Annotated in this window: 23 protein-coding genes; 11 read left to right on the top strand and 12 right to left on the bottom strand. The window is 70.8% G+C overall.

Features of this window, described 5'->3' with window-relative positions:
- The first annotated feature begins 134 nt into the window (after positions 1-134).
- From NUT86_RS28150 to NUT86_RS28135, 4 genes are all read left to right on the top strand, one after another.
- Entirely contained in the window at positions 135-1160 is a 1026-nt protein-coding gene (locus NUT86_RS28150; protein WP_026169238.1) for an ABC transporter ATP-binding protein, read from the top strand.
- 3 nt (positions 1161-1163) lie between these two features.
- The gene (locus NUT86_RS28145) at positions 1164-1937 is read left to right on the top strand and encodes an ABC transporter permease subunit (protein ID WP_018087365.1); all 774 of its coding nucleotides are present in this window, start codon (positions 1164-1166) and stop codon (positions 1935-1937) included.
- A gap of 515 nt (positions 1938-2452) precedes the next feature.
- Positions 2453-3700, top strand: coding sequence for an ABC transporter ATP-binding protein (locus NUT86_RS28140; RefSeq protein ID WP_159486147.1), 1248 nt, complete (start codon positions 2453-2455; stop codon positions 3698-3700).
- Positions 3697-5118: an ABC transporter permease gene (locus tag NUT86_RS28135; protein WP_342456261.1), complete on the top strand. Its 1422-nt coding sequence runs from the start codon at positions 3697-3699 to the stop codon at positions 5116-5118. Before NUT86_RS28140 ends, NUT86_RS28135 begins: the two co-directional genes overlap by 4 nt.
- Positions 5119-5130: 12 nt before the next feature.
- Here NUT86_RS28135 and NUT86_RS28130 read toward each other — a convergent pair whose 3' ends face one another.
- Complete coding sequence (locus NUT86_RS28130) at positions 5131-5448, bottom strand: hypothetical protein (protein WP_026169239.1); 318 nt, start codon at positions 5446-5448, stop codon at positions 5131-5133.
- A gap of 186 nt (positions 5449-5634) precedes the next feature.
- Between NUT86_RS28130 and NUT86_RS28125 the strand changes: the two genes are divergently transcribed.
- Positions 5635-6678: an LLM class flavin-dependent oxidoreductase gene (locus tag NUT86_RS28125; RefSeq protein WP_026169240.1), complete on the top strand. Its 1044-nt coding sequence runs from the start codon at positions 5635-5637 to the stop codon at positions 6676-6678.
- A gap of 189 nt (positions 6679-6867) precedes the next feature.
- On the opposite strand, the gene NUT86_RS28120 is transcribed toward NUT86_RS28125, so the two are convergent.
- Complete coding sequence (locus NUT86_RS28120; RefSeq protein WP_018087370.1) at positions 6868-7260, bottom strand: SCO5389 family protein; 393 nt, start codon at positions 7258-7260, stop codon at positions 6868-6870.
- Positions 7261-7509: 249 nt separating this feature from the next.
- On the opposite strand from NUT86_RS28120, the gene nucS reads away from it, so the two are divergent.
- Positions 7510-8172, top strand: a complete 663-nt coding sequence (nucS, locus tag NUT86_RS28115) for an endonuclease NucS (protein ID WP_018087371.1) — start codon at positions 7510-7512, stop codon at positions 8170-8172.
- Positions 8173-8266: 94 nt separating this feature from the next.
- Here nucS and NUT86_RS28110 read toward each other — a convergent pair whose 3' ends face one another.
- From NUT86_RS28110 to NUT86_RS28095, 4 genes are all read right to left on the bottom strand, one after another.
- Positions 8267-10876, bottom strand: coding sequence for an ATP-binding protein (locus tag NUT86_RS28110; protein WP_274738188.1), 2610 nt, complete (start codon positions 10874-10876; stop codon positions 8267-8269).
- Between the two features lie 374 nt (positions 10877-11250).
- Positions 11251-11574, bottom strand: coding sequence for an STAS domain-containing protein (locus NUT86_RS28105; RefSeq protein ID WP_018087373.1), 324 nt, complete (start codon positions 11572-11574; stop codon positions 11251-11253).
- A 147-nt stretch (positions 11575-11721) separates the two neighbouring features.
- Entirely contained in the window at positions 11722-12570 is an 849-nt protein-coding gene (locus NUT86_RS28100) for a 3-hydroxyacyl-CoA dehydrogenase family protein (protein ID WP_109892609.1), read from the bottom strand.
- Between the two features lie 156 nt (positions 12571-12726).
- Positions 12727-13368 carry a TetR/AcrR family transcriptional regulator gene (locus tag NUT86_RS28095; protein WP_274738185.1) on the bottom strand — a complete coding sequence of 214 codons (642 nt, stop codon included), beginning with the start codon at positions 13366-13368 and terminating at the stop codon, positions 12727-12729.
- An 80-nt stretch (positions 13369-13448) separates the two neighbouring features.
- On the opposite strand from NUT86_RS28095, the gene NUT86_RS28090 reads away from it, so the two are divergent.
- From NUT86_RS28090 to NUT86_RS28080, 3 genes are read left to right on the top strand one after another with little or no spacing between them, the layout of a single operon-like run.
- On the top strand, positions 13449-14231 hold the full coding sequence (locus tag NUT86_RS28090; RefSeq protein WP_274738183.1) for an ABC transporter ATP-binding protein: 783 nt from the start codon (positions 13449-13451) through the stop codon (positions 14229-14231).
- Positions 14232-14240: 9 nt separating this feature from the next.
- Complete coding sequence (locus tag NUT86_RS28085) at positions 14241-14996, top strand: ABC transporter permease (RefSeq protein WP_018087377.1); 756 nt, start codon at positions 14241-14243, stop codon at positions 14994-14996.
- Positions 14997-15006: 10 nt separating this feature from the next.
- The gene (locus NUT86_RS28080) at positions 15007-15579 is read left to right on the top strand and encodes a cob(I)yrinic acid a,c-diamide adenosyltransferase (RefSeq protein WP_018087378.1); all 573 of its coding nucleotides are present in this window, start codon (positions 15007-15009) and stop codon (positions 15577-15579) included.
- A gap of 22 nt (positions 15580-15601) precedes the next feature.
- Here the strand turns inward: NUT86_RS28080 and NUT86_RS28075 are convergent, their stop codons facing one another.
- Entirely contained in the window at positions 15602-16189 is a 588-nt protein-coding gene (locus NUT86_RS28075; RefSeq protein ID WP_274738180.1) for a hypothetical protein, read from the bottom strand.
- A 171-nt stretch (positions 16190-16360) separates the two neighbouring features.
- On the opposite strand from NUT86_RS28075, the gene NUT86_RS28070 reads away from it, so the two are divergent.
- Entirely contained in the window at positions 16361-17596 is a 1236-nt protein-coding gene (locus NUT86_RS28070; protein WP_274738178.1) for a sensor histidine kinase, read from the top strand.
- Positions 17593-18282 (top strand): response regulator, encoded by a 690-nt coding sequence (locus tag NUT86_RS28065; protein ID WP_274738176.1) that lies wholly within the window; start codon positions 17593-17595, stop codon positions 18280-18282. Before NUT86_RS28070 ends, NUT86_RS28065 begins: the two co-directional genes overlap by 4 nt.
- A 103-nt stretch (positions 18283-18385) precedes the next feature.
- On the opposite strand, the gene NUT86_RS28060 is transcribed toward NUT86_RS28065, so the two are convergent.
- The 5 genes from NUT86_RS28060 to atpA all read right to left on the bottom strand — a co-directional run bounded on the left by NUT86_RS28060 (position 18386) and on the right by atpA (position 23448).
- On the bottom strand, positions 18386-18829 hold the full coding sequence (locus tag NUT86_RS28060; RefSeq protein WP_018087382.1) for a DUF2550 domain-containing protein: 444 nt from the start codon (positions 18827-18829) through the stop codon (positions 18386-18388).
- A 148-nt stretch (positions 18830-18977) separates the two neighbouring features.
- A complete protein-coding gene (locus NUT86_RS28055; protein ID WP_018087383.1) occupies positions 18978-19361 on the bottom strand; it encodes a F0F1 ATP synthase subunit epsilon in 384 nt (127 codons plus the stop codon).
- Between the two features lie 108 nt (positions 19362-19469).
- The gene (gene atpD / locus NUT86_RS28050; protein ID WP_018087384.1) at positions 19470-20912 is read right to left on the bottom strand and encodes a F0F1 ATP synthase subunit beta; all 1443 of its coding nucleotides are present in this window, start codon (positions 20910-20912) and stop codon (positions 19470-19472) included.
- Positions 20912-21835, bottom strand: coding sequence for a F0F1 ATP synthase subunit gamma (locus NUT86_RS28045; protein WP_018087385.1), 924 nt, complete (start codon positions 21833-21835; stop codon positions 20912-20914). The genes atpD and NUT86_RS28045 overlap by 1 nt, the downstream gene beginning before the upstream one ends.
- Before the next feature lie 20 nt (positions 21836-21855).
- Positions 21856-23448 carry a F0F1 ATP synthase subunit alpha gene (gene atpA, locus NUT86_RS28040; protein ID WP_018087386.1) on the bottom strand — a complete coding sequence of 531 codons (1593 nt, stop codon included), beginning with the start codon at positions 23446-23448 and terminating at the stop codon, positions 21856-21858.
- Positions 23449-23609: the final 161 nt, after the last annotated feature.

Here is a 23609-nt window from a genome sequence, read left to right as displayed (position 1 = left end):
CTCCGCTTCCGCCCAGCTGTTGCGCGCCCCCGTACCGCCCCTGAGGCGTTGCGGGGGCGCGGTGCGTACCGGGGGTCAGCCGGGCGGCCCCGCCCCGGTGGCAGGGGCCCCCGGGCGCGCCTAGCGTGCTCTACATGATCGAGCTCGAGGGGCTGACCAAGCATTACGGCGACAAGGTCGCCGTGGACCACCTCACGTTCACGGTGCGGCCCGGTATCGTCACCGGCTTCCTCGGCCCGAACGGCGCGGGCAAGTCGACGACCATGCGGATGATGCTCGACCTGGACAACCCGACGGCGGGGACGGTCCGGATCGACGGCAAGCACTACCGGCAGCTGAAGGATCCACTCACCTATATCGGGGCGCTGCTGGAGGCGAAGGCGGTGCACGGCGGCCGGAGCGCCGCCAACCATCTGCTGTGTCTGGCACAGAGCAACGGCATTCCCCGCAGACGGGTCGCCGAGGTGCTGGACACCGTCGGGCTGAGCGCGGTCGCCAAGAAGCGCTCGAAGGGCTTCTCACTCGGTATGAGCCAGCGGCTCGGTATCGCCGCGGCGCTGCTCGGCGACCCCCAGGTGCTGCTCTTCGACGAGCCGGTCAACGGGCTCGACCCCGAAGGCATCCATTGGATCCGCAATCTGATGAAGAACCTCGCCGGCCAGGGCCGTACGGTCTTCGTCTCCTCGCATCTGATGAGCGAGATGGCGCTGACCGCGGAGCATCTGATCGTGATCGGGCAGGGCCGGCTGATGGCCGACACCTCGATGAAGGACTTCATCCACCAGAACTCGCGGTCGTACGTCCGGATGCGGTCCCCGCAGCAGGAGAAGCTGCTGGATCTGCTGCACGACGAGGGCATCGACGCGGTGGCCGTGGGCAACGGGTCGCTGGAGATCGACGGGGTCCCCGCCGACCGGCTGGGCGAACTGGCCGCCCGGCATCAGCTGGTACTGCATGAGCTCAGCCCTCAGCAGGCCTCCCTGGAGGACGCGTTCATGCAGCTGACGGCCGAGTCGGTGGAGTATCACGCGCACGACGGCGAACCGGTGCCGGACCGGCCCGCCGCACGGCCCGCGGGAGAACCGCAGCCGGCCGGGGCACGGCCGGGCAAGCCGCAGCCGACCGGCTGGGGCGCGGACTGGCAGAAGAAGAGGAGCTGACGGATGGGGGCGCTGGGGCAGGTCATTCGGTCGGAGTGGACCAAGATCAGGTCGGTGCGGTCCACGGTGTGGACGCTGGGCATCGCCGTGGTGGTCACCATCGGGCTGGGCGTGCTGATCTGCACCCTGGCCACCAACGACTTCAGCTCGATGCCGGCCCGGGACCGGCTGGCGTTCGACGCCACCAACATCAGCTTCGCCGGGATGGGCCTGGGCCAGCTGGCGATGATCGTCTTCGGGGTGCTGGTGGTCTCGAACGAGTACAGCACCGGCATGATCCGCGCCTCGCTGGCAGCCGTACCGCAGCGCGGCACCTTTCTGTTCTGCAAGCTGCTGGTGGCCACCGCGCTGGTCTTCGTCGTCGGACTCGCCACCAGCTTCGTGACGTTCTTCGCCGGCCAGGCGGTGCTCGGTGACCTCCGGGCGCACCTCGGCGATCCGGGCGTGCTGCGCGCGGTGATCGGCGGCGGGCTCTACATGACGCTGATCGCGCTGTTCTCGATGGCGGTGGCCACGATGCTGCGCAGCCCGATGCTCTCGCTGGGCATCCTGATGCCGTTCTTCTTCCTGATCTCGAACATTCTCGGAAATGTCTCGGCGACCCGGAAAATCGGCCGCTATCTGCCGGACCAGGCGGGCTCGAAAATCATGCAGGTGATCCCCCGGGCCAACGACGAGGTGCCGTACGGCCCGTGGGGCGGGCTCGGCATCATGATCGCCTGGACGGTGGTCGCGCTGGTCTGCGGGTTCGTGTTGTTGAAGAAGCGCGACGCGTAGCGCTGCGCTGGGCTTTTGGCGTACGTGGTTGGGTGCCGGTCCGCTGCGCTTTGCCTGCGGCGTACGTTGCCGGGGCGGCGCCGATTCGCCTGCGGCGGGCTCTCTGTCCGCTGCGTGGGCTGTTGGGTGCGGCGCCGATTCGCCTGCGGCGGGCTGTTTGTCCGCTGTGCGGGGCTGTTGGGTGCGGCGCCGATTCGCCTGCGGCGGGCTGTTTGTCCGCTGCGCGGGGCTGTTGGGTGCGGCGCCGATTCGCCTGCGGCGGGCTGTTTGTCCGCTGCGCGGGGCTGTTGGGTGCGGTGACGGGTCTCCGGGGCTTGGTGTGTGGACTGCTTCGCTTTACGTCCACACACCAAGCCCCGGAGACCCGTCACCTCCCGTGGGTGGTAAGGGTTGGGGTGGGTGGGGTGGGTGTCACCTGTGGCGATTGACGGGAACCGTCAATGTCCGGATAGCCTCCTAACCCTCACGGGGGTACGAGGGCGCCTCTGCCCCGACCATCTTGCGAGGGGCGGAGAATGATCGAGGCAGTCGGCCTGACGAAGCGCTACGGCGCCAAGACGGCCGTGTACAACCTGTCGTTCCAGGTACGGCCGGGCACGGTGACCGGCTTCCTGGGGCCCAACGGCTCCGGCAAGTCCACGACGATGCGCATGATCCTGGGCCTGGACGCACCGACCTCGGGGCGTGCCACCATCGCCGGCCGTCCCTTCCGCAGCCTCCCCAACGCTCCCCGCCAGGTGGGCGCACTGCTCGACGCCAAGGCCGTGCACGGCGGGCGCAGTGCGCGTCAGCATCTGCTCTCGCTCGCCCAGGTGTCCGGCATCCCGGCCCGCCGGGTCGACGAGGTGCTCGGCGTGGTCGGTCTGCAAGACGTCGCGGGGCGGCGCAGCAACGGCTTCTCGCTCGGGATGGGCCAGCGGCTCGGTATCGCCGCGGCGCTGCTCGGCGACCCCCAGGTGCTGCTCTTCGACGAGCCGGTCAACGGACTCGACCCCGAAGGCATCCTGTGGGTGCGCAATCTGATGAAGCAGCTGGCGAGCGAGGGCCGTACGGTCTTCGTCTCCTCGCATCTGATGAGCGAAATGGCGCTGACCGCCGAGCACTTGATCGTGATCGGCCGGGGGCAGCTGCTGGCGGATATGTCCGTGAAGGACTTCATCTCGGCCAACTCCGCCGATTTCGCCCGGGTCCGCACCCCGGACACCGAGCCGGAGCAGCGCGAGAAGCTGACCGCGGCGATCGGTGAGGCCGGCGGGCAGACCGCGCCCGAACCGGACGGTGCGCTGCGGGTGACCGGGCTGCCGCTCCCCCGCATCAGCGAGCTCGCGCATCAGGCCGACGTCCGGCTGTGGGAGCTGTCGCCGCACCAGGCCTCCCTGGAAGAGGCGTACATGCAGATGACGCAGGGCGCCGTGGACTACCGCTCGACGGCGGACGCGCGGGCCGGCCTCCAGGAGGCCCCCGCCGGGTACGCCCCGCAGGGTGGCGCACCGCAGGGGTTTGCGGGCGGCCCGGGGTACCCGGGTGGCCAGCCGGGTCTTCCCGGCCAGGTGCCGGCCGGTGTTCCCGGTCAGGGGCAGCCGAATCCGTACGCCCAGCAGGCACCGGGCTATCCGCCGCCCGCGCAAGGCCACCCGTACGGGGGACCCGAGCCGTACGGTGCGCCTCACCCGTACGGGCAACAGCCCGCCGCGCCGATGCCGCCCGCGGCTCCCGCCGCCCCCGCCGCCCAGCCCACGCCGCACCACGAGGACGCCCGATGACCAGCCCTCAGCAGCCGCAGCCCCAGCCGCAGCCTGAGCCCGGCCCCCACGACACCGGCGCACAGGAGCAGCCGGCACCGGCCGCGCCGCCGATGCCGCCCGCCGCGCCGCAGGGCATGCCGCCGCAGACGCCGCCCGCCCAGCAGCAGCCCGCCCAGCAGCCGGCACCGGAGCAGCCCGCGCCCGCCAAGGAGGCCGGGACGATGATGCTGCAGGCCCAGGCGGCGCCCGGGCAGCCCGCGCCCGCCAAGGAAGCGGGCACGATGATGCTGCAGGCCCAGGGCCAGCCGCCCGCTCAGGGGCAGGCGCCCCAAGCGCAGGCCCCGGCTCAGGGCGGGCAGGCACCCGCGCCGGCCCAGGGCCAGGCCCCCGCGCAGCCCGCCCCGGCCAGGGAAGCCGGGACGATGATGCTCCAGGCCCAGCAGTACCCCGAGCCGCGGCCGCTCGCGGCGCACGGGCCGGGCAAGGAAGCGGGCACGATGATGCTCCAGGCCCAGGCGCCCGCCCAGGCACCGGCACCGCCCCAGGCCCAGGCACCGGCACCGCCCCAGCAGCCCCAGAACCAGCCGCAGCAGCCGCCGGCCCAGCCGCACCCCCAGCAGTCGTTCGCCGGTGCGGGCGGCTACGTCTCGTCCATCCCCGTGCGCCCCACCCACCTCGGCCATGCGCTGCTCTCCGAGTGGACGAAGATCCGCTCGGTGCGCTCGACGATGTGGACACTGGGCGTGATGGTCCTGCTGACCGTGGGCATCGGTCTGCTGACGGGCGCGGTCATCGCCGGGCACAGCGACTCGCTCGGCCCCGAGTCACCGCTGAACTACGGCACCTTCGGCATGATGATGGGCCTGATCCCCCTGATCACGCTGGGCGTGCTGGTGATCTCCTCCGAGTACAGCACCGGAATGATCCGCACCACCCTCACGGCGAGCCCGGCCCGCGCCCGGGTCCTGACCGCCAAGGCGATCGTCTTCTTCGCCCTGAGCTTCGTCGTCACCCTGGTGACCACGACCGTGGTGGCCGTCGCGCAGTACTCCATGCTCAGCGACATGGCCAAGAGCGCACCGACCGGCGCGGAATGGTTCAAGGCCACGGTGGGTGTGAGCCTCTTCACCGCCATGATCGGGCTGCTCTCACTGGCCGTCGGTGCCCTGCTGCGCCACTCCGCGGGCGCGATCACCCTCATGGTCGGCGTCTACCTGCTGCCGTTGGTGCTGGCGATCTTCATGCAGGCGGAGAGCCTCAAGGACATCCAGACCTGGCTGCTGGAGTACGCGCTGCCCAGCCAGCTCAACGTGATGTACGACGTCGCCCTGACCTCGTCCGGCCCGTCCGGCTGGGAGCCCCTGTGGATCGTGACGGGCCTCGCGGCCGTCACCCTCGGGTCCGCCTACGCGGTCATCCACAAGCGCGACGTCTGAGACAGTCCGCCCCTAGTAGCGGGGCGCATTCCGGGACCGCTGGAGCCGCGCGCTCCGGCGGTCCCGTGCGTTCCAGCACGCCTTGTGCCAGTGCCGGCGGTCGTCGACATCGCCGTGCTGCGGCCAGGCGACGACATGCGGCACCCCGGGCGGGATCTCCTGGTCGCAGCCGGGGCAGCGGTAGTGCTTGGCGGCGCCGCCGCCCCCGACCATCCGGACGACCCACTCCTCGCCGCGCCACTCCTCGGTACGTTCCAGGCCGTAGCGGTCACCGCCCATGCGGTCAACGGGCTTCGCGCCGCCGTGCTGGCGGTTTCGACGCGGGGACACAGAGCACCTCGGAGAGTTACGGGGTCACGGGCTGTCACCAGCGTACGCGGCGCGGTCACGGCCGAACGCCCCTCGCCAGGATTCTGCGATCATCAGGAAATTTACCGTCAGGCCGTGCCCTTGGCACGTGTCACACGTTGTTGCCTGTAAGGGGGAGTCGCGTCGGCTGCGAGGAGGCAGAGAGCGATGCGCGTTGGGGCTTTCATCCTGGCCGCTCAATTCCCCGGTCAGGGACAGGGGGAAGCACTGCACCGCGCGGTGCGCTCCGCGGAGGTCGCGGAGGAGGCCGGACTCGACGATGTCTGGCTCGCGGAACACCACTTCGTACCGTACGGCGTCTGCCCGAATGCGGTGACGCTGGCCGCGCTGCTGCTGGGGCGGACCCGCCGGATCGGTGTCGGGACGGCGGTGAGCGTGCTGCCGACCCAGCATCCGGTAGCGCTCGGTGAGCAGGCGGCGTTGCTGCACCTCACCTCCGACGGCCGGTTCACGCTCGGCGTCGGCCGGGGCGGGCCCTGGATCGATCTGGAGGTCTTCGGCTCCGGGCTCGCCGCGTACGACCACGGCTTCCCGGAGTCACTCGATCTGCTGATGCGCTGGCTGCGGGAGCCCCGGGTCGGCGCGCAGGGCGAGCGCTATGCGTTCCGGGAGGTGGCGGTGGTGCCCCGGCCGGCCGAGGCACTGACCGATCCGGACGGATCCGGCCCGCCGGGCCCGCCGGTGGTGGTGGCCTGCACCTCCGCCTCGTCGGTCCGGACTGCCGCCGAGCGCGGACTCCCGATGCTGCTGGGGATGCACTGCGGCGACGAGGAGAAGGCGGAGATGGTCGCGCTGTGGCGGTCGGCCGCCCTGGAGGCCGGCCGGGACGGCGACGAGGTGGCCGCGGCCGCGCACGTCTCGGCAGGCGTGGTGCAGATCGCCGACGACCGCCAGGCGGCGGCGGAGACCCTCATGAAGGCGATGCCCGGCTGGCTGCAGCAGGGCCTGGGGGCGCATGTGACGGTCGACGGCCGCTATCGCGCGATGCGTGATCCGCTGGCCTATACGGAGCTGCTGTGCGGGCTGCATCCCGTCGGCCCGCCGCAGCTGTGCGCCGACCGGCTGGCGGCGACCTCGGAGCGTACGGGCATCACACGGTTCGCGCTGCTCGTCGAGGGCTCCGGCGACCTCGCGGCGACGGAGGAGAACGTACGCCGACTGGGCACGGAGGTCCTGCCCCAGCTGGGGTGACCGGTCCGGGTACGGCGGCCGCCTGCGGCTGCCGGGGACGGGTTGACCGTGCCTGTCGTGCGGTGGGCCTGTCGTGCGGTGGTGCGGTGGCGCCGTACTCGGAGGTCGGCGTGCTGTGGGTGGTGCTGCCGCTGGCGCACCGGCACGGTGCGTATCACAACCGTGTGCGGGCAGCGGCAGCAACTCCGTTCAGCAGTCGCGGAGTTCGGGCGACTGGTTCAGCAGCTGACCGCGGATGGACGTGAAGCGGGCCAGACGGTCGTCCACCGCCGGGTCGAGCGGGAAGACCGCGACCCGGTGGCAGTTCTGAAAAGCGAGCCGCACACCGAAGTGGCGCTCGAGCGAACCACGGATGGCGTCACTCGCCAGCGCGCGCAGCAGCTGGCCGCGCGCCTGCTCGTCCGGCGGCGGCGTCTGATTGTCGGCGAACTCTCCGCCGTCCACCTTCAGCTGGGCCACCAGAGAGCTGATCATCCCCCATGCGAAGGGCAGGGAGGTCCGGACGCAGTCGACAAATGCGGCTTCGTCGACCTCGCCTCGCTCGGCCTGTTCGAGGAGGGCCGGTGAGACGTCGAGCGACATGAGGTTCTCCTCTCGCGGCCCCGCCGGGACGGACGGGGCCTAGGGACGGGACAAGGGGCTTTGCGACGGAGCGTGTTCGCCTCACAACCCCCCGCTTCAACGGTATGCCGCGCAAGAGGCCCGCACCAGGAGATTGCACATACAACCGGCCATTGGCGAACGCCGGGGGTGCGGGGATTTCCCCCGTAAAGGCACCGTGATCCAGGGCGAATCGCGTAGGTGGCCCCTGGTCGAGTAGCGTGACGCCCCATGCGTCTCGTCATCGCCCGCTGCTCCGTGGACTACGCGGGCCGGCTCACCGCCCACCTCCCTTCCGCCCCTCGCCTCATCCTGGTGAAGGCGGACGGCTCCGTCTCCATTCACGCGGACGACCGGGCCTACAAACCCCTCAACTGGATGTCGCCGCCCTGCACTCTCAAGGAGGGCGACGGTGATGTGTGGACGGTCGAAAACAAGGGCGGGGAGAAGCTCATCATCACCCTTGAGGAGGTCATGCACGACTCCTCGCACGAGCTCGGCGTCGACCCGGGCCTCATCAAGGACGGTGTGGAGGCCCACCTCCAGGAGCTGCTCGCGGACCGGATCGAAACCCTTGGGGAGGGATACTCCCTGATTCGGCGTGAATACCCCACTGCCATTGGCCCGGTGGATATCTTGTGCCGGGACGCCGACAACCAGACCGTCGCGGTCGAGATCAAGCGACGTGGTGAGATCGACGGTGTCGAGCAGCTCACCCGCTACCTCGAACTCCTCAACCGCGACCCGCACTTGGCGCCGGTGAAGGGTGTCTTCGCGGCTCAGGAGATCAAGCCGCAGGCGCGGGTACTGGCCACCGACCGCGGTATCGGCTGCGTCGTGCTGGACTACGACGCCCTGCGCGGCATCGAGGACGACAAGCTCCGCCTGTTCTGACCCCGCCCGCCCTTCAGGGGCGGCACAGCGCAACGGCCCGGCAGATGACCGGGCCGTTGCGCTGTGCCGTGCTGCGCCGCTTCCTGCGGGGCCGTCAGGTGGTCGGGGCGCTCTCCGTACCGGAGGAGGTGGCCGTACCGTCCGACGGGGTGCCACCGGAGGGAGTCGTCCCGGACGTACCGCTCGCGGAGGGGCTGCCGGCCGACGGGCCGGAGGCGGACTGCGAGGGGCTCTGGGTGCTCGGCTTGTCCGTCGGATCCTCGGTGGGCGTCGGACCCGTCGGCGTGGAGTCGGTCGGCTCGTCCGTCGGCGTCGGGTCGGTCGGCTCGTCCGTCGGCGGGTGCGTGGGGCGGGTCGGCCGGCCGGTGGGGCTGGTGGGCCGCTCGGTCGGCTCCGTCGGGCCGGTCGTCGGGTCCGCCGACCCGGTGCCGGGGGCGCTGGGCGAGCCGCTGGGGGCGGTTCCGCTGGGCGACGGGGACGGGCGGTCCGACTGGCCGGCGGTGCCGGGCCGGGACGTGCCGGGGCCGGTGGGCGGCAGGCTGGAGTCCGTGGCGGGCTGTTCGGCCGGCAGGTCGGTGCCGTCGCTGTCGTCCGTGGTCTGTTCCGTGTTGACCTTGTCGTTGGGGGTGTCGTCGCCGCCCGTCGCCCCGATGGTAACGACGGTGCCCAGGACGGCTGCCAGCAGCGCACCGGCGCCCGCGGCCACGACATTGCGCCGCGCCCCGCCGAAGACCCGCCGGACGCCCTTGCCGGCTCCGGCGCCGCTGTCGGTCGCGGCCGGGACGCCCGTGGTGGCGGTCGTCGAAGAAGCACCCCGGGCGATGAGCGTCTGCGCGGTCTGCTCGGTGCGCGACTTGCGCAGCTTCGGGGCCGAGGCGGCGTCGAAGGGATTGGCGGCCGGTTCCTTCGGTGCGGCCCGCCGCGATGCGGAGGCCGCGCCCGCCGCCTGGGGCAGGGCCGTGGTGGCCGCTGCCGCGGAGTCGGCCCGCGTCCGGTCGGTGACCAGCGCCAGGGCGCGCCGGCCGGCCACCGCGCCATTGCGGTCGGAGAGCACCCCGCGCAGCCCGATGGACGCCTCCAGTTCGGCGCGCGCCCGGTCGAGGCTGCCGGTGCACAGGGCCAGCACTCCCAGCTCGTGGTGGAAGTAGGCCTCCTCGGCGACCTCACCGGCGAGCCGCGCGGCCTCCTGGCCGTGCCGCAGGCTGCGCTCCCAGGCGCTCCAGTGCAGTGCCGCGGCGAACGCCGGGGCGGCCGTACGGGCGAGCAGCACGGCCGCGCTGGCGTGCCCGCTCTCCCGGCTGCCGGTCAGTACGCCCATCGCGACCAGCGCCACATCGGACTCGGCGGCGGCCCGCTCGGGCGTCACCGAGGGGTGCCCGGCCCACCAGGCGTAGTGCTGGGCGACGGTGTGGGCCCGGGCGGGGGCGCCGTCCGCGTAGCCGGCCGCCGTCAGCTGGTCCTGGACGGTGGCGGCGAGCCGGTAGTGGCTGCCGGCCGGGGTGATCAGGCCGCAGGCCAGCAGCTCGCCGAGGGCGGCGTCGGCGTGGGTGTCCTGGGTGAGGGCCGGCAGATGCGCCTGGTGCGGCAGCTCGCCGCCGAGGGCGACGGCGAAGCGCAGGGTCTCCCGGGCGGCCTCGGTCAGCCGCGAGGCGAGCAGCGGGGCGGGAGCGGCGGCCTCGCCGAGGGACGGCAGCGGCACCTCCGGCTGCTCGGCGGGCTCGGCGTCCTCGGCGGCCGGGTCGGCCGTGGCCTGACCGTCCTCGGGGAAGAGGCCGTAGCCGTCGTCGAGGGCGCCCGGTGCGGCCCGCAGCCGGTCGTACTGCCGCAGCAGGGCGGCGGCCTGGACGAACCGCAGGGGCAGCCCCTCGGACTCGAACCAGAGGTCGGCGGCCCAGGACTCCTCGTCGTCGGTGAGCGGCCGGTCCACGGCGCGCTCCAGCAGCCGGCCGCAGGCGCCGCGGCCGATGCCGCCGAGGAAGACCTCTTCGAGGTGCGAGCCGGCGCTGGGGGCCGCGACGTCGGGGGTGGCGGCGATCAGGAAGGCGCATTCGGGGGTGGCGTCGAGCAGCTCGTCGAGCGCGGCGCCGCCGAATTCCAGGTCGTCCAGGACGACGATCGCGCCGATCTCGGCGACCATGCGCAGCATCTCGGCCCGCTCGGGGCGGTGCTGCGGGGCCCGGTAGACGGCCGCGAACAGCGCGTACAGCAGGTCGGTGGAGGTGTGGTGGTAGCCGGAGAGCCGGACGACGCCGTCGGGGGCGAGGTCGGCGCAGGCGGTGGCGACGGCGTCCAGCAGCCGGGTGCGGCCGGAGCCCGAGGGGCCGGTGACGCGGACGGAACGGCCGCGGGAGAGCAGCCGGACCAGGCGCTCGGTGTCCTCGGTGCGCTCTTCGAGTGCGGTCTCGTGGCCGGCGAATCCGGACGGGCCCGGCGGCAGCGGGGGTGCGGCGGCGCGGGCGGCCGCGGCGCGTTCCTCCGGGTCGAGCCTGCCGGGGGCGGCGGGGCGCTCACCGGGCGGGCAGGGCTCTATTTCGCTGCCGTCGACGGGGTTGACGGTGACGAGGTAGGGGCCCGAGACGAGCCGGACGACACGGGCGAGCCCCGTGGAGCCGCTCTGCGCGCCGCCGAACGCGGGGGCCGGTGGCTCGGCAGGGCTGCCCTGCTCGCCGTACTCCTCGGGTCCCCGGTGGGTGTTCGGGTCCATGCTGCAAGCTCCCAGATGCTTCGTTCCGCTCCGCCTCCGCCAGGCGTCCTCGGCCCAGGAGTCGGAACGGCGTGCCGACTGCGCTTCCGGCCGTCCGCACTCCCCCGGCTCCGGCAGGTCGTCCTCAGCCGTCGCGTCTGGTCCGGTACCCGCCGCGGATGATGGCATACGGGCGGGAACCGAACCTTAGACCTGCACAGCGGGCGGACGCACTGCCGGGGGCCGGTCCTGACCGGAACTTCCGGGATTGTGCGGTATCCCGCGCTTTACGACATTTCCGTCGCTCAGCTCTGCATCTTTCGGCACTCTTTGTCCTGCAAGCCTGATCGCCCCGGGGGCGCCGTGAGGCCGTCGGGCGGCGCACCGCCCTTGCCTCACACCCGGGGAATCGATTCCGCTTCGATACCGCCCTCGATCGCGAGGATGCGGTGCAGCCTCGTGGCGACCAATAGGCGCTGCATCTGGGGCGGCACTCCGCGCAGCACCAGCCTGCGGTTGACCCGGCCGGCGCGACGGTGCGCGCCCATGATCACGCCGAGGCCGGTGGCGTCCCAGGAATCCAGCTCGGTCAGGTCCAGCACGAGATCGCCCCGACCGGAGTCGACGGCGGCGTGCAGGGCCGTACGGGCGTCCGCCGCGCTGCGGACGTCAAGGCGGCCCCCGACGACCAGCTCGGCGTGGTCGCCCCTGATGTGCATATGCGCTCCCCGGTGTCATGGGTGGTGATGCCTGGACGTCTACAGATCTGACTGCCTCTCGCGCGGCGAAGTTGCCGCCTGTAAGCGAACCGATACCGAATTCACCCCACAGGGTGACGCCATCAGGCCGATGGGCCTGACGCGGTATCAGTGCTCGTAGAAGCCCTGCCCACTCTTGCGTCCGATATCGCCCGCATCGACCATCCGACGCATGATCTCCGGCGGTGCGAACTTCTCGTCCTGGGACTCGGTGTAGATGTTGTCGGTGGCGTGCAGCAGGATGTCGACGCCCGTCAGGTCGGCGGTGGCCAGCGGTCCCATCGCGTGGCCGAAGCCCAACTTGCAGGCGGTGTCGATGTCCTCGGCGCTGGCCACGCCGGATTCGTAGAGCTTGGCGGCCTCGACGACCAGCGCCGAGATCAGGCGGGTGGTGACGAAGCCGGCCACATCGCGGTTGACGACGACACAGGTCTTGCCGACCGACTCGGCGAACTGCCGGGCGGTGGCGAGGGTTTCGTCGCTGGTCTTGTAACCGCGGACCAGCTCGCACAGCTGCATCATCGGCACCGGCGAGAAGAAGTGCGCACCGACGACCCGCTCGGGGCGGGAGGTGGCCGCGGCGATCTTGGTGATCGGGATGGCGGAGGTGTTGGAGGCCAGCACCGCCTCCTCCTTGACCAGCTTGTCCAGCGCCTGGAAGATCTCCCGCTTGATCTCGATCCGCTCGAAGACGGCCTCGACGACGATATCGGCGTCGGCGACGGCCTCCAGGTCGGTCGTGGTGGTGATGCGGGCCAGCGCCTGCTCGGCGTCGGACGCCGCCAGCTTGCCCTTGGCGACGAACTTCTCGTACGAGGCCTCGATGCCACCCTTGCCCCGGGCCAGCGCCTCGTCCGTCACGTCGCGGAGGACCACGTCCCAGCCCGCCTGGGCGGAGACCTGCGCGATACCGGACCCCATGAGTCCGGCGCCGATGACGGCGAGCTTCTTTGCCACTGCTGTCCCCTCACACCCTGTGCATTTGACGGTCCTGGGTGACGTTAGCGGTCGTGAGCGATCCTTTGGAGGGGAAGAGATGCGCGTCACGTCTCAGATGACGGACGTCACACTCGCGAGGTGTGCGCCCGTGGGACCTATCCGGACAGTCCGCCGTCAGTCGGCCATCCGTACGGCGTAGTTGAGGACCTTTTCGCCCAGTAGCTCTTCCATCTCGTCGAGCAGGACCAGGGCCTCCCGGGAGACCTCGGCGGGCTTGCGGCCGTCGAGCATCTCGTGTGCGATCCACCCCATCAGACTCTGGTGCACCCAGCTGATCTGGCCGGCCATCAGGCCCGGCAGCGGATCGCCGGCCGCGGCGCCGGTCTCCTCCCGGAGTGTTTCCTCCAGGTTGAGGTGGATCTCCTGCTGCATGTACCAGAGGCGCGCCTTGAGGGTGGGCGCCCCGTGCACCACCCGCATGAACTGGTCGTAACCCTCGATCAGACCGACCCGCGGCGAGACCGCCTCGACCTCTTCGCGCAGTTCCCGCAGCACGGCGGAGGCCGCGGACTCGCCCGCCGTCCGGCCCCGTACGAAGCGCGAGAGGCGGTCCACGAGGCCCTTGCTCCGATCGAAGAAGAGGTCCTCCTTGGCCGGGAAGTAGTTGTAGACGGTGTTGACGGAGACCTCGGCCGCGTCGGCGATCTCCGCGATGGTCACCGCATCGAAGCCGCGCGCCAGGAACAGGCCGGTGGCCACGTCCGAGATGTACTGGCGGGTCTGCCGCTTCTTCCGCTCCCTGAGTCCCTCTGCCATGCCCTCACCCTATCCCTCGATGGGCACACTGCATTTTTGGGGGCGTTGCAATTTTTAAGTCCCTCTGTTTTTCTGTGGGCATGCCAGTCCTCAGCGCGTCCGGACTCGCCCGGACCTTCACCACCAAGCGCGGCGCCGTCGAGGCCGTCCGCGGTATCGATCTCACCGCCGAGCGCGCCGAGATCCTCGGCTTCCTCGGCCCCAACGGAGCCGGGAAGACCACCACTCTGCGGATGCTCACGACCCTGCTGGCGCCCACCGGCGGCACCGCGACCGTCGCCGGCTGCGACCTCGTCCGCGACCCGGCGGGCGTACGACGCGCCTCCGGCTACGTCGCCCAGTCCGGCGGCGTCGACCCCCACGTCTCGGTCCGCGAGGAGCTGGTCACCCAGGCCCGCCTCTACCGCCTCGGCAAGGCCGAAGCCCACGCCCGTACCGAGGAGTTGGCCGCCGACCTGGGCCTCGACGGGCTGCTCGACCGCAGGACCGCCACCCTCTCCGGCGGCCAGCGGCGGCGGCTGGACATCGCGATGGGGCTCACCCACCGTCCCCAGGTGCTCTTCCTCGACGAGCCCACCACCGGGCTCGACCCGGGCAGCCGCGCCGACCTGTGGGAGCTGGTCCGCCGGATCCGCGCCGAGCACGGCACCACCGTCTTCCTGACCACCCACTACCTCGACGAGGCCGATGCGCTGGCCGACCGGCTGGTGATCGTCGACAAGGGTGTGGTGGTCGCGGAGGGCACCCCGGAGGCCCTCAAACGCGCCCATGCCGGCTCCCCCGACGCCTCCCTCCAGGACACCTTCCTCGCCATCACCGGGCGCGGTGCCACGCCCCACGACCAGGCCCCCGTCGCCGTCTAGGAGCTCCCCTTGTCCACCCTGCTCTCCGACACCGCGCTGATCTTCGGGCGGTACGCCCGCCAGACGCTGCGCTCCAAGCTCCAGATGCTCTTCGGCGTGCTGATGCCGCTGCTGTATCTGCTCTTCTTCGGTCCGCTGCTGACCGATCTGCCGCTGTCCTCGTCCGGCAGCTCCTGGCAGGTGCTGGTGCCCGGGCTCCTGCTCCAACTCGCCCTGTTCGGGGCCTCGTTCTGCGGTTTCGGCATCATCGTCGAGAAGCAGTACGGGGTCGTGGAACGGATGCGGGTGACGCCGGTGAGCCGGCTGGCGCTGCTGCTGGGACGGGTGCTGCGCGACGCCCTGCTGTTCGTCTTCCAGGCGGTGCTGCTGGTACTGGCCGCGCTGGCCATGGGACTGCGCGCACCCCTGCCCGGCATCCTCATCGGCTTCGCGTTCGTCGCCGTGCTGACCGTGGCGCTGGCCTCGCTGTCGTACGCGCTGGCGCTGAACGTCAGCACCCCGCAGGAGTTCGGGCCGGTCATCAACGCCGTCACCATGCCCTCGATGCTGCTGTCCGGGCTGATGCTGCCGATGGCGCTGGGGCCCAAGTGGCTCGATGTGCTCTCGCACTTCATGCCGTTCCGCTATCTCGTGGACGCGGTCCGCGCGGCCTTCGTCGGCTCCTACGCCTCCTCGGCCATGCTCTACGGCGTGCTGGTGGCGGTCGCGTTCGCCGCACTGTCCGTGACCTATTGCACCCGGGCTTTCCGCAGGTCCGCGGCGTAGGCTCGCTCCTATGGTGAATCTGACGCGCATCTACACCCGCACCGGCGACAAGGGCACCACCGCCCTCGGCGACATGAGCCGTACCGCCAAGACCGATGCACGGATCGCGGCGTACGCGGACGCCAACGAGGCCAACGCGGCGATCGGCGTGGCCCTGGCGCTCGGCTCGCTCCCCGAGGACGTCGCCGCGGTGCTGCTGCGGGTGCAGAACGACCTGTTCGATGTCGGCGCGGACCTGTCGACGCCGGTGGTGGAGAACCCTGAATTCCCGCCGCTGCGCGTCGAGCAGGGCTATATCGACAAGCTGGAGGCCGACTGCGACCGCTTCCTCGCGGAGCTGGAGAAGCTGCGCAGCTTCATCCTCCCCGGCGGTACCGCCGGCGCCGCGCTGCTGCACCAGGCGTGCACGGTCGTCCGCCGCGCCGAGCGCTCCACCTGGGCGGCCTTCGAGGAGCACGGCGAGACGATGAACCCGCTCACCGCCACCTACCTCAACCGCCTCTCCGACCTCCTGTTCATCCTGGCCCGTACGGCCAACAAGGAGGTCGGGGACGTGCTGTGGGTGCCGGGCGGCGAGCGCTGACCGGGCCCAGGGGGCCTCTCCCCTAGCGCAGCGTCTTCTGCGGTGGCCGGTCCGCTTCCCCGGTGACGGCGGTCCGGCCCGGGTCCTTCTTCTGCCAGATGAGGTAGCTGAGCGCGATCACCCCGTGGAGGGCGACGATCCGCAGCGTGGTGAGCTGCCACTCGTGCAGCGACCCGGTGTCGCCGCCGTCACCGACGTACCAGATCGCGATCTGCAGCAGCGCCGCGGCGACCACGGCCATCGCCACCGTGCGCACCCACAGCTTCCCCTCGTGCTGGGCGCGGGCGAGTCCGTAGCACGGCGCCTTGACCGGCGGCGGGCCGCCCGCGAAGCGGTGCGAGAAGTGTCCGTCGACCCACTTGATCGTGTAGTGGCCGTAGGCGACCGTGAAGCCGATGTAGACGGCGGCCAGGCCGTGCTTCCAGTCCGCCGGCGCCCCGTTCTTCAGGTCGATCGCCGTGACGATCAGCAGGATCAGCTCCAGCAGCGGCTCCATCAGCAGCACCGCTGCTCCGCTGCGCGGCATCCGTGCCAGGTAGCGCAGTGCCAGACCGACCGCCAGCAGTACCCAGAAGCCGACTTCGCAGGCGACGATCAGCACGACGATCACGGCTGTCTCCTTTCAGACCTTCCACCGAACACCTCAAGCCTTCCAGCGGCCGCCGGCCGGTTCCTCGTCGCACGCGATGATCCGGGACTGCATCTTTCGATGTAGCGCAGGCCGTACGGGGATGACCCGGACGTGGAGGCAGCGGTCCCCGGCGCCGTGTTTGATGGTGGGGTGACCGCCAGACCCCGCGCCGCCGTCGGCCGCCCGCCCCGCTTCGACGTGCTCATCGCGGGCGGCGGGCTGCTCGGCGGACTGCTGCTCTGGACACTGGATCTGCACGGCGGTCCCCCGCGCCTGGGGCTGCCCGCCGCACTGACCCTGGTCTCGCTCACCACCATGTCGGCGGCGGAACTGATGCGCCGTACGGCCCCGATGGCGGCGCTGGCCCTCGCGGTGCCGGCGCTGGCGCTGGACCTCTGCGCCGGCACCCTGGTCGCCACCGTCCTGATGTTCACGGACGTGGTCTATGCGGCGGTGCTCCACGGCCCGGCGCACGTGGCCCGCCGGATCCCGCCGCACTCCGTCCTGGTGACGGTCCTGGCGGCCATCGCGCTGGCCGCACTGTGGCAGAAGCCGCAGGTCGTGATGGCCGTCATCGGTATCGCGCTGATCACCATCGCCCCGGCCTGGACCGGCATCATGCTCCGCAACCACCGCGACGCCGCCCAGGCCGCCCGGCTGCAGGCCGAGCAGATCGCGCTGCTGGCCGAGCGGGACCGGGACCGGGCGGTGGCCGGCGAGCGGGCGCGGATGGCCCGCGAACTGCACGACATGGTCGCCAACCATCTGTCCGCCATCGCGATCCACTCCACCGCGGCACAGGCCATCGACGACCCGGCGGCGACCCGGGAGGCGCTCGGGGTGATCCGGGAGAACAGCGTGCAAGGTCTGGCCGAAATGCGCCGTCTGATCGGGCTGTTGCGGGGCCCGAGGACGGCCGAAGGGGACACGGAGCCCACCGCGACCCCCACCCTCGACGGACTGGAAGCGCTGATCGAGCAGGCCCGTACGAGCGGCAGGAGCAGCGGGCTGGCCTTTGTACTGGACGACGCCCGGAGCCCGACCGGCCCCGGGACCGGGCCGCATCAGGCGGCGCCGGCCGAGCTGGCCGCCTACCGCATCGTCCAGGAGTCCTTGACCAACGCCCTCAAGCACGCCGCGCCCGGCGAGGTGCTCGTCCGCCTCGCCCAGGACCGCGGCGGGGCCCTCACCGTCGCCGTCCGCAGCCCGTTCGCCGACCGCCCCGGCCCCCGGGCGCCCGGCACCGGCACCGGTCTGGTCGGGATGCGGGAGAGAGCCGCCCTGCTGGGCGGAGCCTTCGAGGCCGGTCCGGAGAGCGGGCCGGCCGGCAGAGTCTGGCTGGTGCGGGCGGCGTTGCCCGCCGCCGGGGAGGAAGTACGACGATGACAGGTGCCGACGCACAGCCGATCCGGGTTCTCGTCGCCGAGGACCAGTCCGCCGTACGGGCCGGTCTGGTCCTCATCCTGCGCTCCGTCCCCGACATCGAGGTCGTCGGGGAGGCGGAGGACGGCGCGGAGGCGGTACGGCTCGCCCGCGAGCTGCGCCCTGACCTTGTCCTCATGGACATCCAGATGCCCCGCCTCGACGGGGTCTCCGCCACCCGCCAGGTGGTCGCCGAACAGCTGGCGGATGTGCTGGTGCTGACCACCTTCGACCTGGACGAATATGTCTTCGGGGCGCTTCGGGCGGGTGCCGCGGGCTTTCTGCTCAAGGACAGTGACGCGGCCGCGCTGCTGACCGCGGTGCGCACCGTGGCGTCCGGCGAGGGGCTGATCGCACCGGCGGTGACCCGGCGGCTGATCGCGGAGTTCGCGAGCCCGCGGACGGCGGGGCGGCCCGCGCGCAGCGGTGCCGGGCCGGACCGGGCGGTCCTGGACGCGCTGACACCGCGCGAGCTCGAAGTGCTGGGATGTCTGGGGCGGGGCCTGTCGAACGCCGATATCGCGCTACGGCTGGCGATGGCGGAGGCCACCGTGAAGACCCATGTCAGCCGGCTGCTGGCAAAGCTGGAGCTGCGCAGCCGGGTACAAGCGGCCGTACTGGCACAGGAGTTGGGGGTGGACGGGCCGTAGGGGGCGGCCGAACACATCCCGTAGGGGACACACGGCCCCCCTGCGGGGCCACAATGCGGCGGGGGCCGAGGCTATTCCCGGGGCCCCCTCGGTTCAGGTCGGTTCAGGCCACATTGACTCTCTGCCCTGGCGGTGCCGCCTCCAGCCAGGCGAGGAAGCCGGTGAGCGCGTCCTCGCTCATCGCCAGTTCCAGGCGGGTGCCGCGGTGCCGGCAGGCCAGCACGAGGGAGTCGGAGAGCAGCGCCAGCTCCTCCTCACCCTGGGGGGTGCGGCGCTCCAGGACCTCGATGGCGGAGCGCTCCAGGAGGTGGCGGGGCCGGGGCGCGTACGAGAACACCCGGAACCACTCGATCCGGTCTCCGTTGTAGCGGGACACGCCGTAGATCCAGCCCTTGCCACCGGCCTCGTTCTCCGGGACGTTCCAGCGCAGGCTGCAGTCGAAGGTGCCACCGGACCGCTGGATGAGCCGCCGCCGCAGCCCGAAGACGAACAGCCCCAGCAGTACCAGCACCACGACGATGCCGCTCACAAGCAGAGCGAGGAACATCTCGACCGACCTCCTCGCCTCGATGGGGGTCCCCCCGCGCCGTTCGGGCGCGAGGGACGGAAACGCACCTGCATTGCCTCAGCCGCGGGCCGCTCCGGAGAATTCCGGGCAGCCCGCGGCTGAGGATCGATCTCGTCGGTGGCGGGGCTCAGTGAACGCCCGTCACCGCACGCAGCCGGACATCGGCGCGACGCTCGGCGGCCGCGTCAGCGTCCGACTTCGCTCGCTCCAGGGCCCGCTCCGCGCGCTGGACATCGATCTCGTCCGACAGTTCCGCGATCTCCGCGAGCAGAGACAGCTTGTTGTCGGCGAAGGAGATGAAGCCGCCGTGCACGGCGGCGACGACGGTGCCGTCCCCGCTCTCGCCGGTCGTACGAATCGTCACCGGGCCCGACTGCAGCACGCCGAGCAGCGGCTGATGTCCGGGCATGACGCCGATGTCGCCCGACGAGGTGCGCGCGACGACCAGGCTGGCCTCGCCGGACCAGACCTGACGGTCCGCGGCGACCAACTCGACGTGCAGCTCAGCCACGATGGCTCCTCGGGTCTCCACCTGCCTGGCATGGCAGATGTTGGGTCAAATACTAGTGGTCGTACGGGCCGGGGGCGGCCAGGGCCGCCCCCGGGACCGGTGCCGGGGTCAGGAGACGCCCAGCTCCTTGGCATTGGCCTTCAGGTCCTCGATGCCACCGCACATGAAGAACGCCTGCTCGGGGAAGTGGTCGTAGTCGCCGTCCGCGATCGCGTTGAACGCGGTGATCGACTCGTCGAGCGAGACGTCCGAGCCGTCGACACCGGTGAACTGCTTCGCCACGTGGGTGTTCTGCGACAGGAACCGCTCGATACGACGGGCGCGGTGGACGGTGAGCTTGTCCTCCTCGCCGAGCTCGTCGATACCCAGAATCGCGATGATGTCCTGGAGGTCCTTGTACTTCTGCAGGATCGTCTTGACGCGCGAGGCGCAGTCGTAGTGCTCCTGCGTGATGTAGCGGGGGTCCAGGATCCGGGACGTCGAGTCCAGCGGGTCGACCGCCGGGTAGATGCCCTTCTCCGAGATCGGGCGCGACAGAACGGTCGTCGCGTCCAGGTGGGCGAAGGTGGTGGCCGGCGCCGGGTCGGTCAGGTCGTCCGCGGGGACGTAGATCGCCTGCATCGAGGTGATCGAGTGACCACGCGTCGAGGTGATGCGCTCCTGGAGGAGACCCATCTCGTCGGCCAGGTTCGGCTGGTAACCCACCGCGGAGGGCATACGGCCGAGCAGGGTCGACACCTCGGAACCCGCCTGGGTGTACCGGAAGATGTTGTCGATGAAGAAGAGCACGTCCTGCTTCTGCACATCGCGGAAGTACTCCGCCATGGTCAGACCGGCCAGGGCGACGCGGAGACGGGTGCCCGGGGGCTCGTCCATCTGACCGAAGACCAGCGCGGTCTTGTCGATGACGCCGGAGTCCGTCATTTCCTCGATGAGGTCGTTGCCCTCACGGGTGCGCTCGCCGACACCGGCGAACACCGACACACCGTCGTGGTTGTTGGCCACGCGGTAGATCATTTCCTGGATCAGAACGGTCTTGCCGACACCGGCACCACCGAACAGACCGATCTTTCCACCCTTGACGTACGGGGTGAGCAGGTCGATGACCTTGACGCCGGTCTCGAACATCTCGGTCTTGGACTCGAGCTGGTCGAAGGACGGGGCCTTGCGGTGGATGGGCCAGCGCTCGGTGACCTCGACCGTGGACGGGTCCACGTTCAGGATCTCGCCGAGGGTGTTGAACACCTTGCCCTTGGTGACATCGCCGACCGGGACGGTGATCCCGGCGCCGGTGTCGGTCACCGGGGCCTGGCGGACCAGACCGTCGGTGGGCTGCATCGAGATCGCACGGACCAGGCCCTCGCCCAGGTGCTGGGCAACTTCGAGGGTCAGGATCTTCTTCGCCCCGGCCTCGGCCGGGTCGGCGACCTCGACGGTCAGCGCGTTGTAGATCTCCGGCATCGCGTCGACGGGGAACTCCACGTCGACGACCGGGCCGATGACCCGGGCGACGCGGCCCGTGGCGGCGGCCGTCTCAACAGTGGTCGTCATTACTTGTCACTCCCCGCGGTCGCGTCGGCCAGGGCGCTGGCGCCACCGACGATCTCGCTGATTTCCTGGGTGATTTCGGCCTGTCGGGCCGCGTTGGCAAGCCGCGAGAGCGACTTGATGAGCTCTTCTGCGTTGTCGGTCGCCGACTTCATCGCACGACGCGTGGCGGCGTGCTTGGAGGCGGCGGCCTGCAGGAGGGCGTTGTAGATCCGCGACTCGACGTACCGCGGAAGCAGGGCGTCGAGGACGTCCTCGGCCGACGGCTCGAAGTCGAACAGCGGAAGGATCTCGCCCTTGGCCGTTTCCTCCGACTCCGCCAGCGTCTTGTCGAGGCTGAGCGGCAGCAGACGGTCGTCGATCGCCGTCTGCGTCATCATCGAGATGAACTCGGTGGTGACGATGTGGAGTTCGTCCACCCCGCCCTCGGCGGTGTCCTGCTGGACAGCGCCGATCAGCGGTGCGGCGATCGCCTTGGCGTCCGCGTACGTCGGGTTGTCGGTGAAACCGGTCCACGACTCCACGACCTTGCGCTCGCGGAAGCTGTAGTACGACACACCCTTGCGCCCGACGATGTAGGCGTCGACCTCTTTGCCCTCGGCCTTGAGCCGCTCGGTGAGCTGCTCGGCGGCCTTGATGACGTTGGAGGAGTAGCCGCCGGCCAGACCGCGGTCGCTCGTGATGAGCAGCACCGCGGCCCGCGAGGGCTGCTCCGCCTCCGTCGTCAGCGGGTGCTGGGTGTTCGAGCCCGTGGCAACCGCTGTCACCGCGCGGGTCAGTTCACTCGCGTACGGCGTCGACGCCGCCACCTGGCGCTGCGCCTTGACGACGCGCGAGGCGGCGATCATCTCCATCGCCTTGGTGATCTTCTTGGTCGCGGTGACGGAGCGGATGCGACGCTTGTAGACCCGGAGCTTGGCTCCCATGGATCAGGTCCCTTCCGTCGTCACTTGCTGGTGCCGGCCGGGGCGTCCTCGCCGAGCAGCTTGCCGTCCGAGGTCTCGAACTGCCGCTTGAAGCCTTCGACGGCCTCGGCGATCGCGCCGATGGTGTCGTCGGACATCTTGGCGCCCTCGCGGATGCTGGTCAGGAGGTCCTTCTTCTCCCGGTGCAGGTGGTCGAGGAGCTCCCGCTCGAAGCGGCGGATGTCCTCGACCGGCACGTCGTCCATCTTGCCGTTGGTGCCGGCCCAGATGGAGACGACCTGGTCCTCGGTCGCGTACGGCGAGTACTGAGGCTGCTTGAGCAGCTCGGTCATCCGCTTACCGCGCTCCAGCTGCTGCTTGGAGGCCGCGTCCAGGTCGGAACCGAAGGCGGCGAACGCCTCCAGCTCGCGGTACTGGGCGAGGTCCACACGCAGACGGCCGGAGACCTGGCGCATGGCCTTGTGCTGGGCCGAGCCACCGACACGGGAGACGGAGATACCCACGTTCAGCGCGGGACGCTGGTTCGCGTTGAAGAGGTCCGACTCCAGGAAGCACTGGCCGTCGGTGATGGAGATGACGTTGGTCGGAATGAACGCCGACACGTCGTTCGCCTTGGTCTCGACGATCGGGAGGCCGGTCATCGAGCCGGCGCCCATCTCGTCGGAGAGCTTGGCGCAGCGCTCCAGCAGACGCGAGTGCAGGTAGAAGACGTCGCCCGGGTAGGCCTCACGGCCCGGCGGACGGCGCAGGAGCAGGGACACGGCGCGGTAGGCGTCGGCCTGCTTCGAAAGGTCATCGAAGATGATCAGGACGTGCTTGCCCTGGTACATCCAGTGCTGGCCGATGGCCGAGCCGGTGTAGGGCGCCAGGTACTTGAAGCCCGCCGGGTCGGACGCCGGGGCGGCGACGATGGTGGTGTACTCCAGGGCGCCGGCCTCCTCCAGCGCACCGCGCACGGACGCGATGGTGGAGCCCTTCTGGCCGATGGCGACGTAGATGCAGCGGACCTGCTTCTTCGGGTCGCCGGTGCGCCAGTTGTCGCGCTGGTTGATGATCGTGTCGACGGCCAGGGCGGTCTTGCCGGTCTGGCGGTCACCAATGATCAGCTGACGCTGGCCACGGCCGATCGGCACCATGGAGTCGACAGCCTTGTAGCCGGTCTCCATGGGCTCGTGGACCGACTTACGGACCATGACGCCCGGGGCCTGCAGCTCCAGGGCGCGGCGGTCCTCGGACTCGATCTCGCCGAGGCCGTCGATCGGGTTGCCCAGCGGGTCGACGACGCGGCCGAGGTAGCCCTCGCCCACGGCGACCGAGAGCACCTCACCGGTGCGCTGCACCGGCTGGCCCTCCTCGATGCCGCTGAACTCACCGAGGACCACCGCACCGATCTCGCGCTCTTCCAGGTTCAGCGCAAGACCGAGCGTGCCGTCCTCGAACTTCAGCAGCTCGTTCGCCATCGCCGAGGGAAGGCCCTCGACCTTCGCGATGCCGTCTCCGGCCTCGCTTACCGTGCCGACCTCCTCGCGCGAGGCCGCGTCCGGCTTGTACGCCTGGACGAAGTTCTCCAGCGCGTCCCGGATCTCCTCCGGCCGGATCGTGAGCTCCGCCATCTGGGTTCCCTGCTCTCCTTGTTGGGCCCGAAGTTACTTGCGGGTGTCCGGGGGGCTGTCCCCCGGGGGGGTTCCGCTTACGGCCCAACTCGGGCCGCCGTCATGCTTGTGCTGGTCCCCGGGGCTTCTTCCGGACCTCAGCCGGACCTCGTGGTCCGGCC

The sequence above is a fragment of the Streptomyces sp. G7(2002) genome, from assembly GCF_028870195.1.
Lineage (GTDB): Bacteria > Actinomycetota > Actinomycetes > Streptomycetales > Streptomycetaceae > Streptomyces > Streptomyces nigrescens.
This window is presented reverse-complemented; position numbering and strand designations above follow the sequence as displayed.

Excerpts from the sequence above, each read along its gene's own strand:
- nucS (WP_018087371.1), top strand. The coding sequence starts at position 7,510 with ATGCGTCTCGTCATCGCCCGCTGCTCCGTGGACTACGCGGGCCGGCTC.
- NUT86_RS28140 (WP_159486147.1), top strand. The coding sequence starts at position 2,453 with ATGATCGAGGCAGTCGGCCTGACGAAGCGCTACGGCGCCAAGACGGCC.
- NUT86_RS28145 (WP_018087365.1), top strand. The coding sequence starts at position 1,164 with ATGGGGGCGCTGGGGCAGGTCATTCGGTCGGAGTGGACCAAGATCAGG.
- atpA (WP_018087386.1), bottom strand. The coding sequence starts at position 23,448 with ATGGCGGAGCTCACGATCCGGCCGGAGGAGATCCGGGACGCGCTGGAG.
- atpD (WP_018087384.1), bottom strand. The coding sequence starts at position 20,912 with ATGACGACCACTGTTGAGACGGCCGCCGCCACGGGCCGCGTCGCCCGG.
- NUT86_RS28045 (WP_018087385.1), bottom strand. The coding sequence starts at position 21,835 with ATGGGAGCCAAGCTCCGGGTCTACAAGCGTCGCATCCGCTCCGTCACC.
- NUT86_RS28080 (WP_018087378.1), top strand. The coding sequence starts at position 15,007 with ATGGTGAATCTGACGCGCATCTACACCCGCACCGGCGACAAGGGCACC.
- NUT86_RS28125 (WP_026169240.1), top strand. The coding sequence starts at position 5,635 with ATGCGCGTTGGGGCTTTCATCCTGGCCGCTCAATTCCCCGGTCAGGGA.
- NUT86_RS28060 (WP_018087382.1), bottom strand. The coding sequence starts at position 18,829 with ATGTTCCTCGCTCTGCTTGTGAGCGGCATCGTCGTGGTGCTGGTACTG.
- NUT86_RS28110 (WP_274738188.1), bottom strand. The coding sequence starts at position 10,876 with ATGGACCCGAACACCCACCGGGGACCCGAGGAGTACGGCGAGCAGGGC.
- NUT86_RS28065 (WP_274738176.1), top strand. The coding sequence starts at position 17,593 with ATGACAGGTGCCGACGCACAGCCGATCCGGGTTCTCGTCGCCGAGGAC.
- NUT86_RS28105 (WP_018087373.1), bottom strand. The coding sequence starts at position 11,574 with ATGCACATCAGGGGCGACCACGCCGAGCTGGTCGTCGGGGGCCGCCTT.
- NUT86_RS28135 (WP_342456261.1), top strand. The coding sequence starts at position 3,697 with ATGACCAGCCCTCAGCAGCCGCAGCCCCAGCCGCAGCCTGAGCCCGGC.
- NUT86_RS28090 (WP_274738183.1), top strand. The coding sequence starts at position 13,449 with ATGCCAGTCCTCAGCGCGTCCGGACTCGCCCGGACCTTCACCACCAAG.
- NUT86_RS28150 (WP_026169238.1), top strand. The coding sequence starts at position 135 with ATGATCGAGCTCGAGGGGCTGACCAAGCATTACGGCGACAAGGTCGCC.
- NUT86_RS28095 (WP_274738185.1), bottom strand. The coding sequence starts at position 13,368 with ATGGCAGAGGGACTCAGGGAGCGGAAGAAGCGGCAGACCCGCCAGTAC.
- NUT86_RS28120 (WP_018087370.1), bottom strand. The coding sequence starts at position 7,260 with ATGTCGCTCGACGTCTCACCGGCCCTCCTCGAACAGGCCGAGCGAGGC.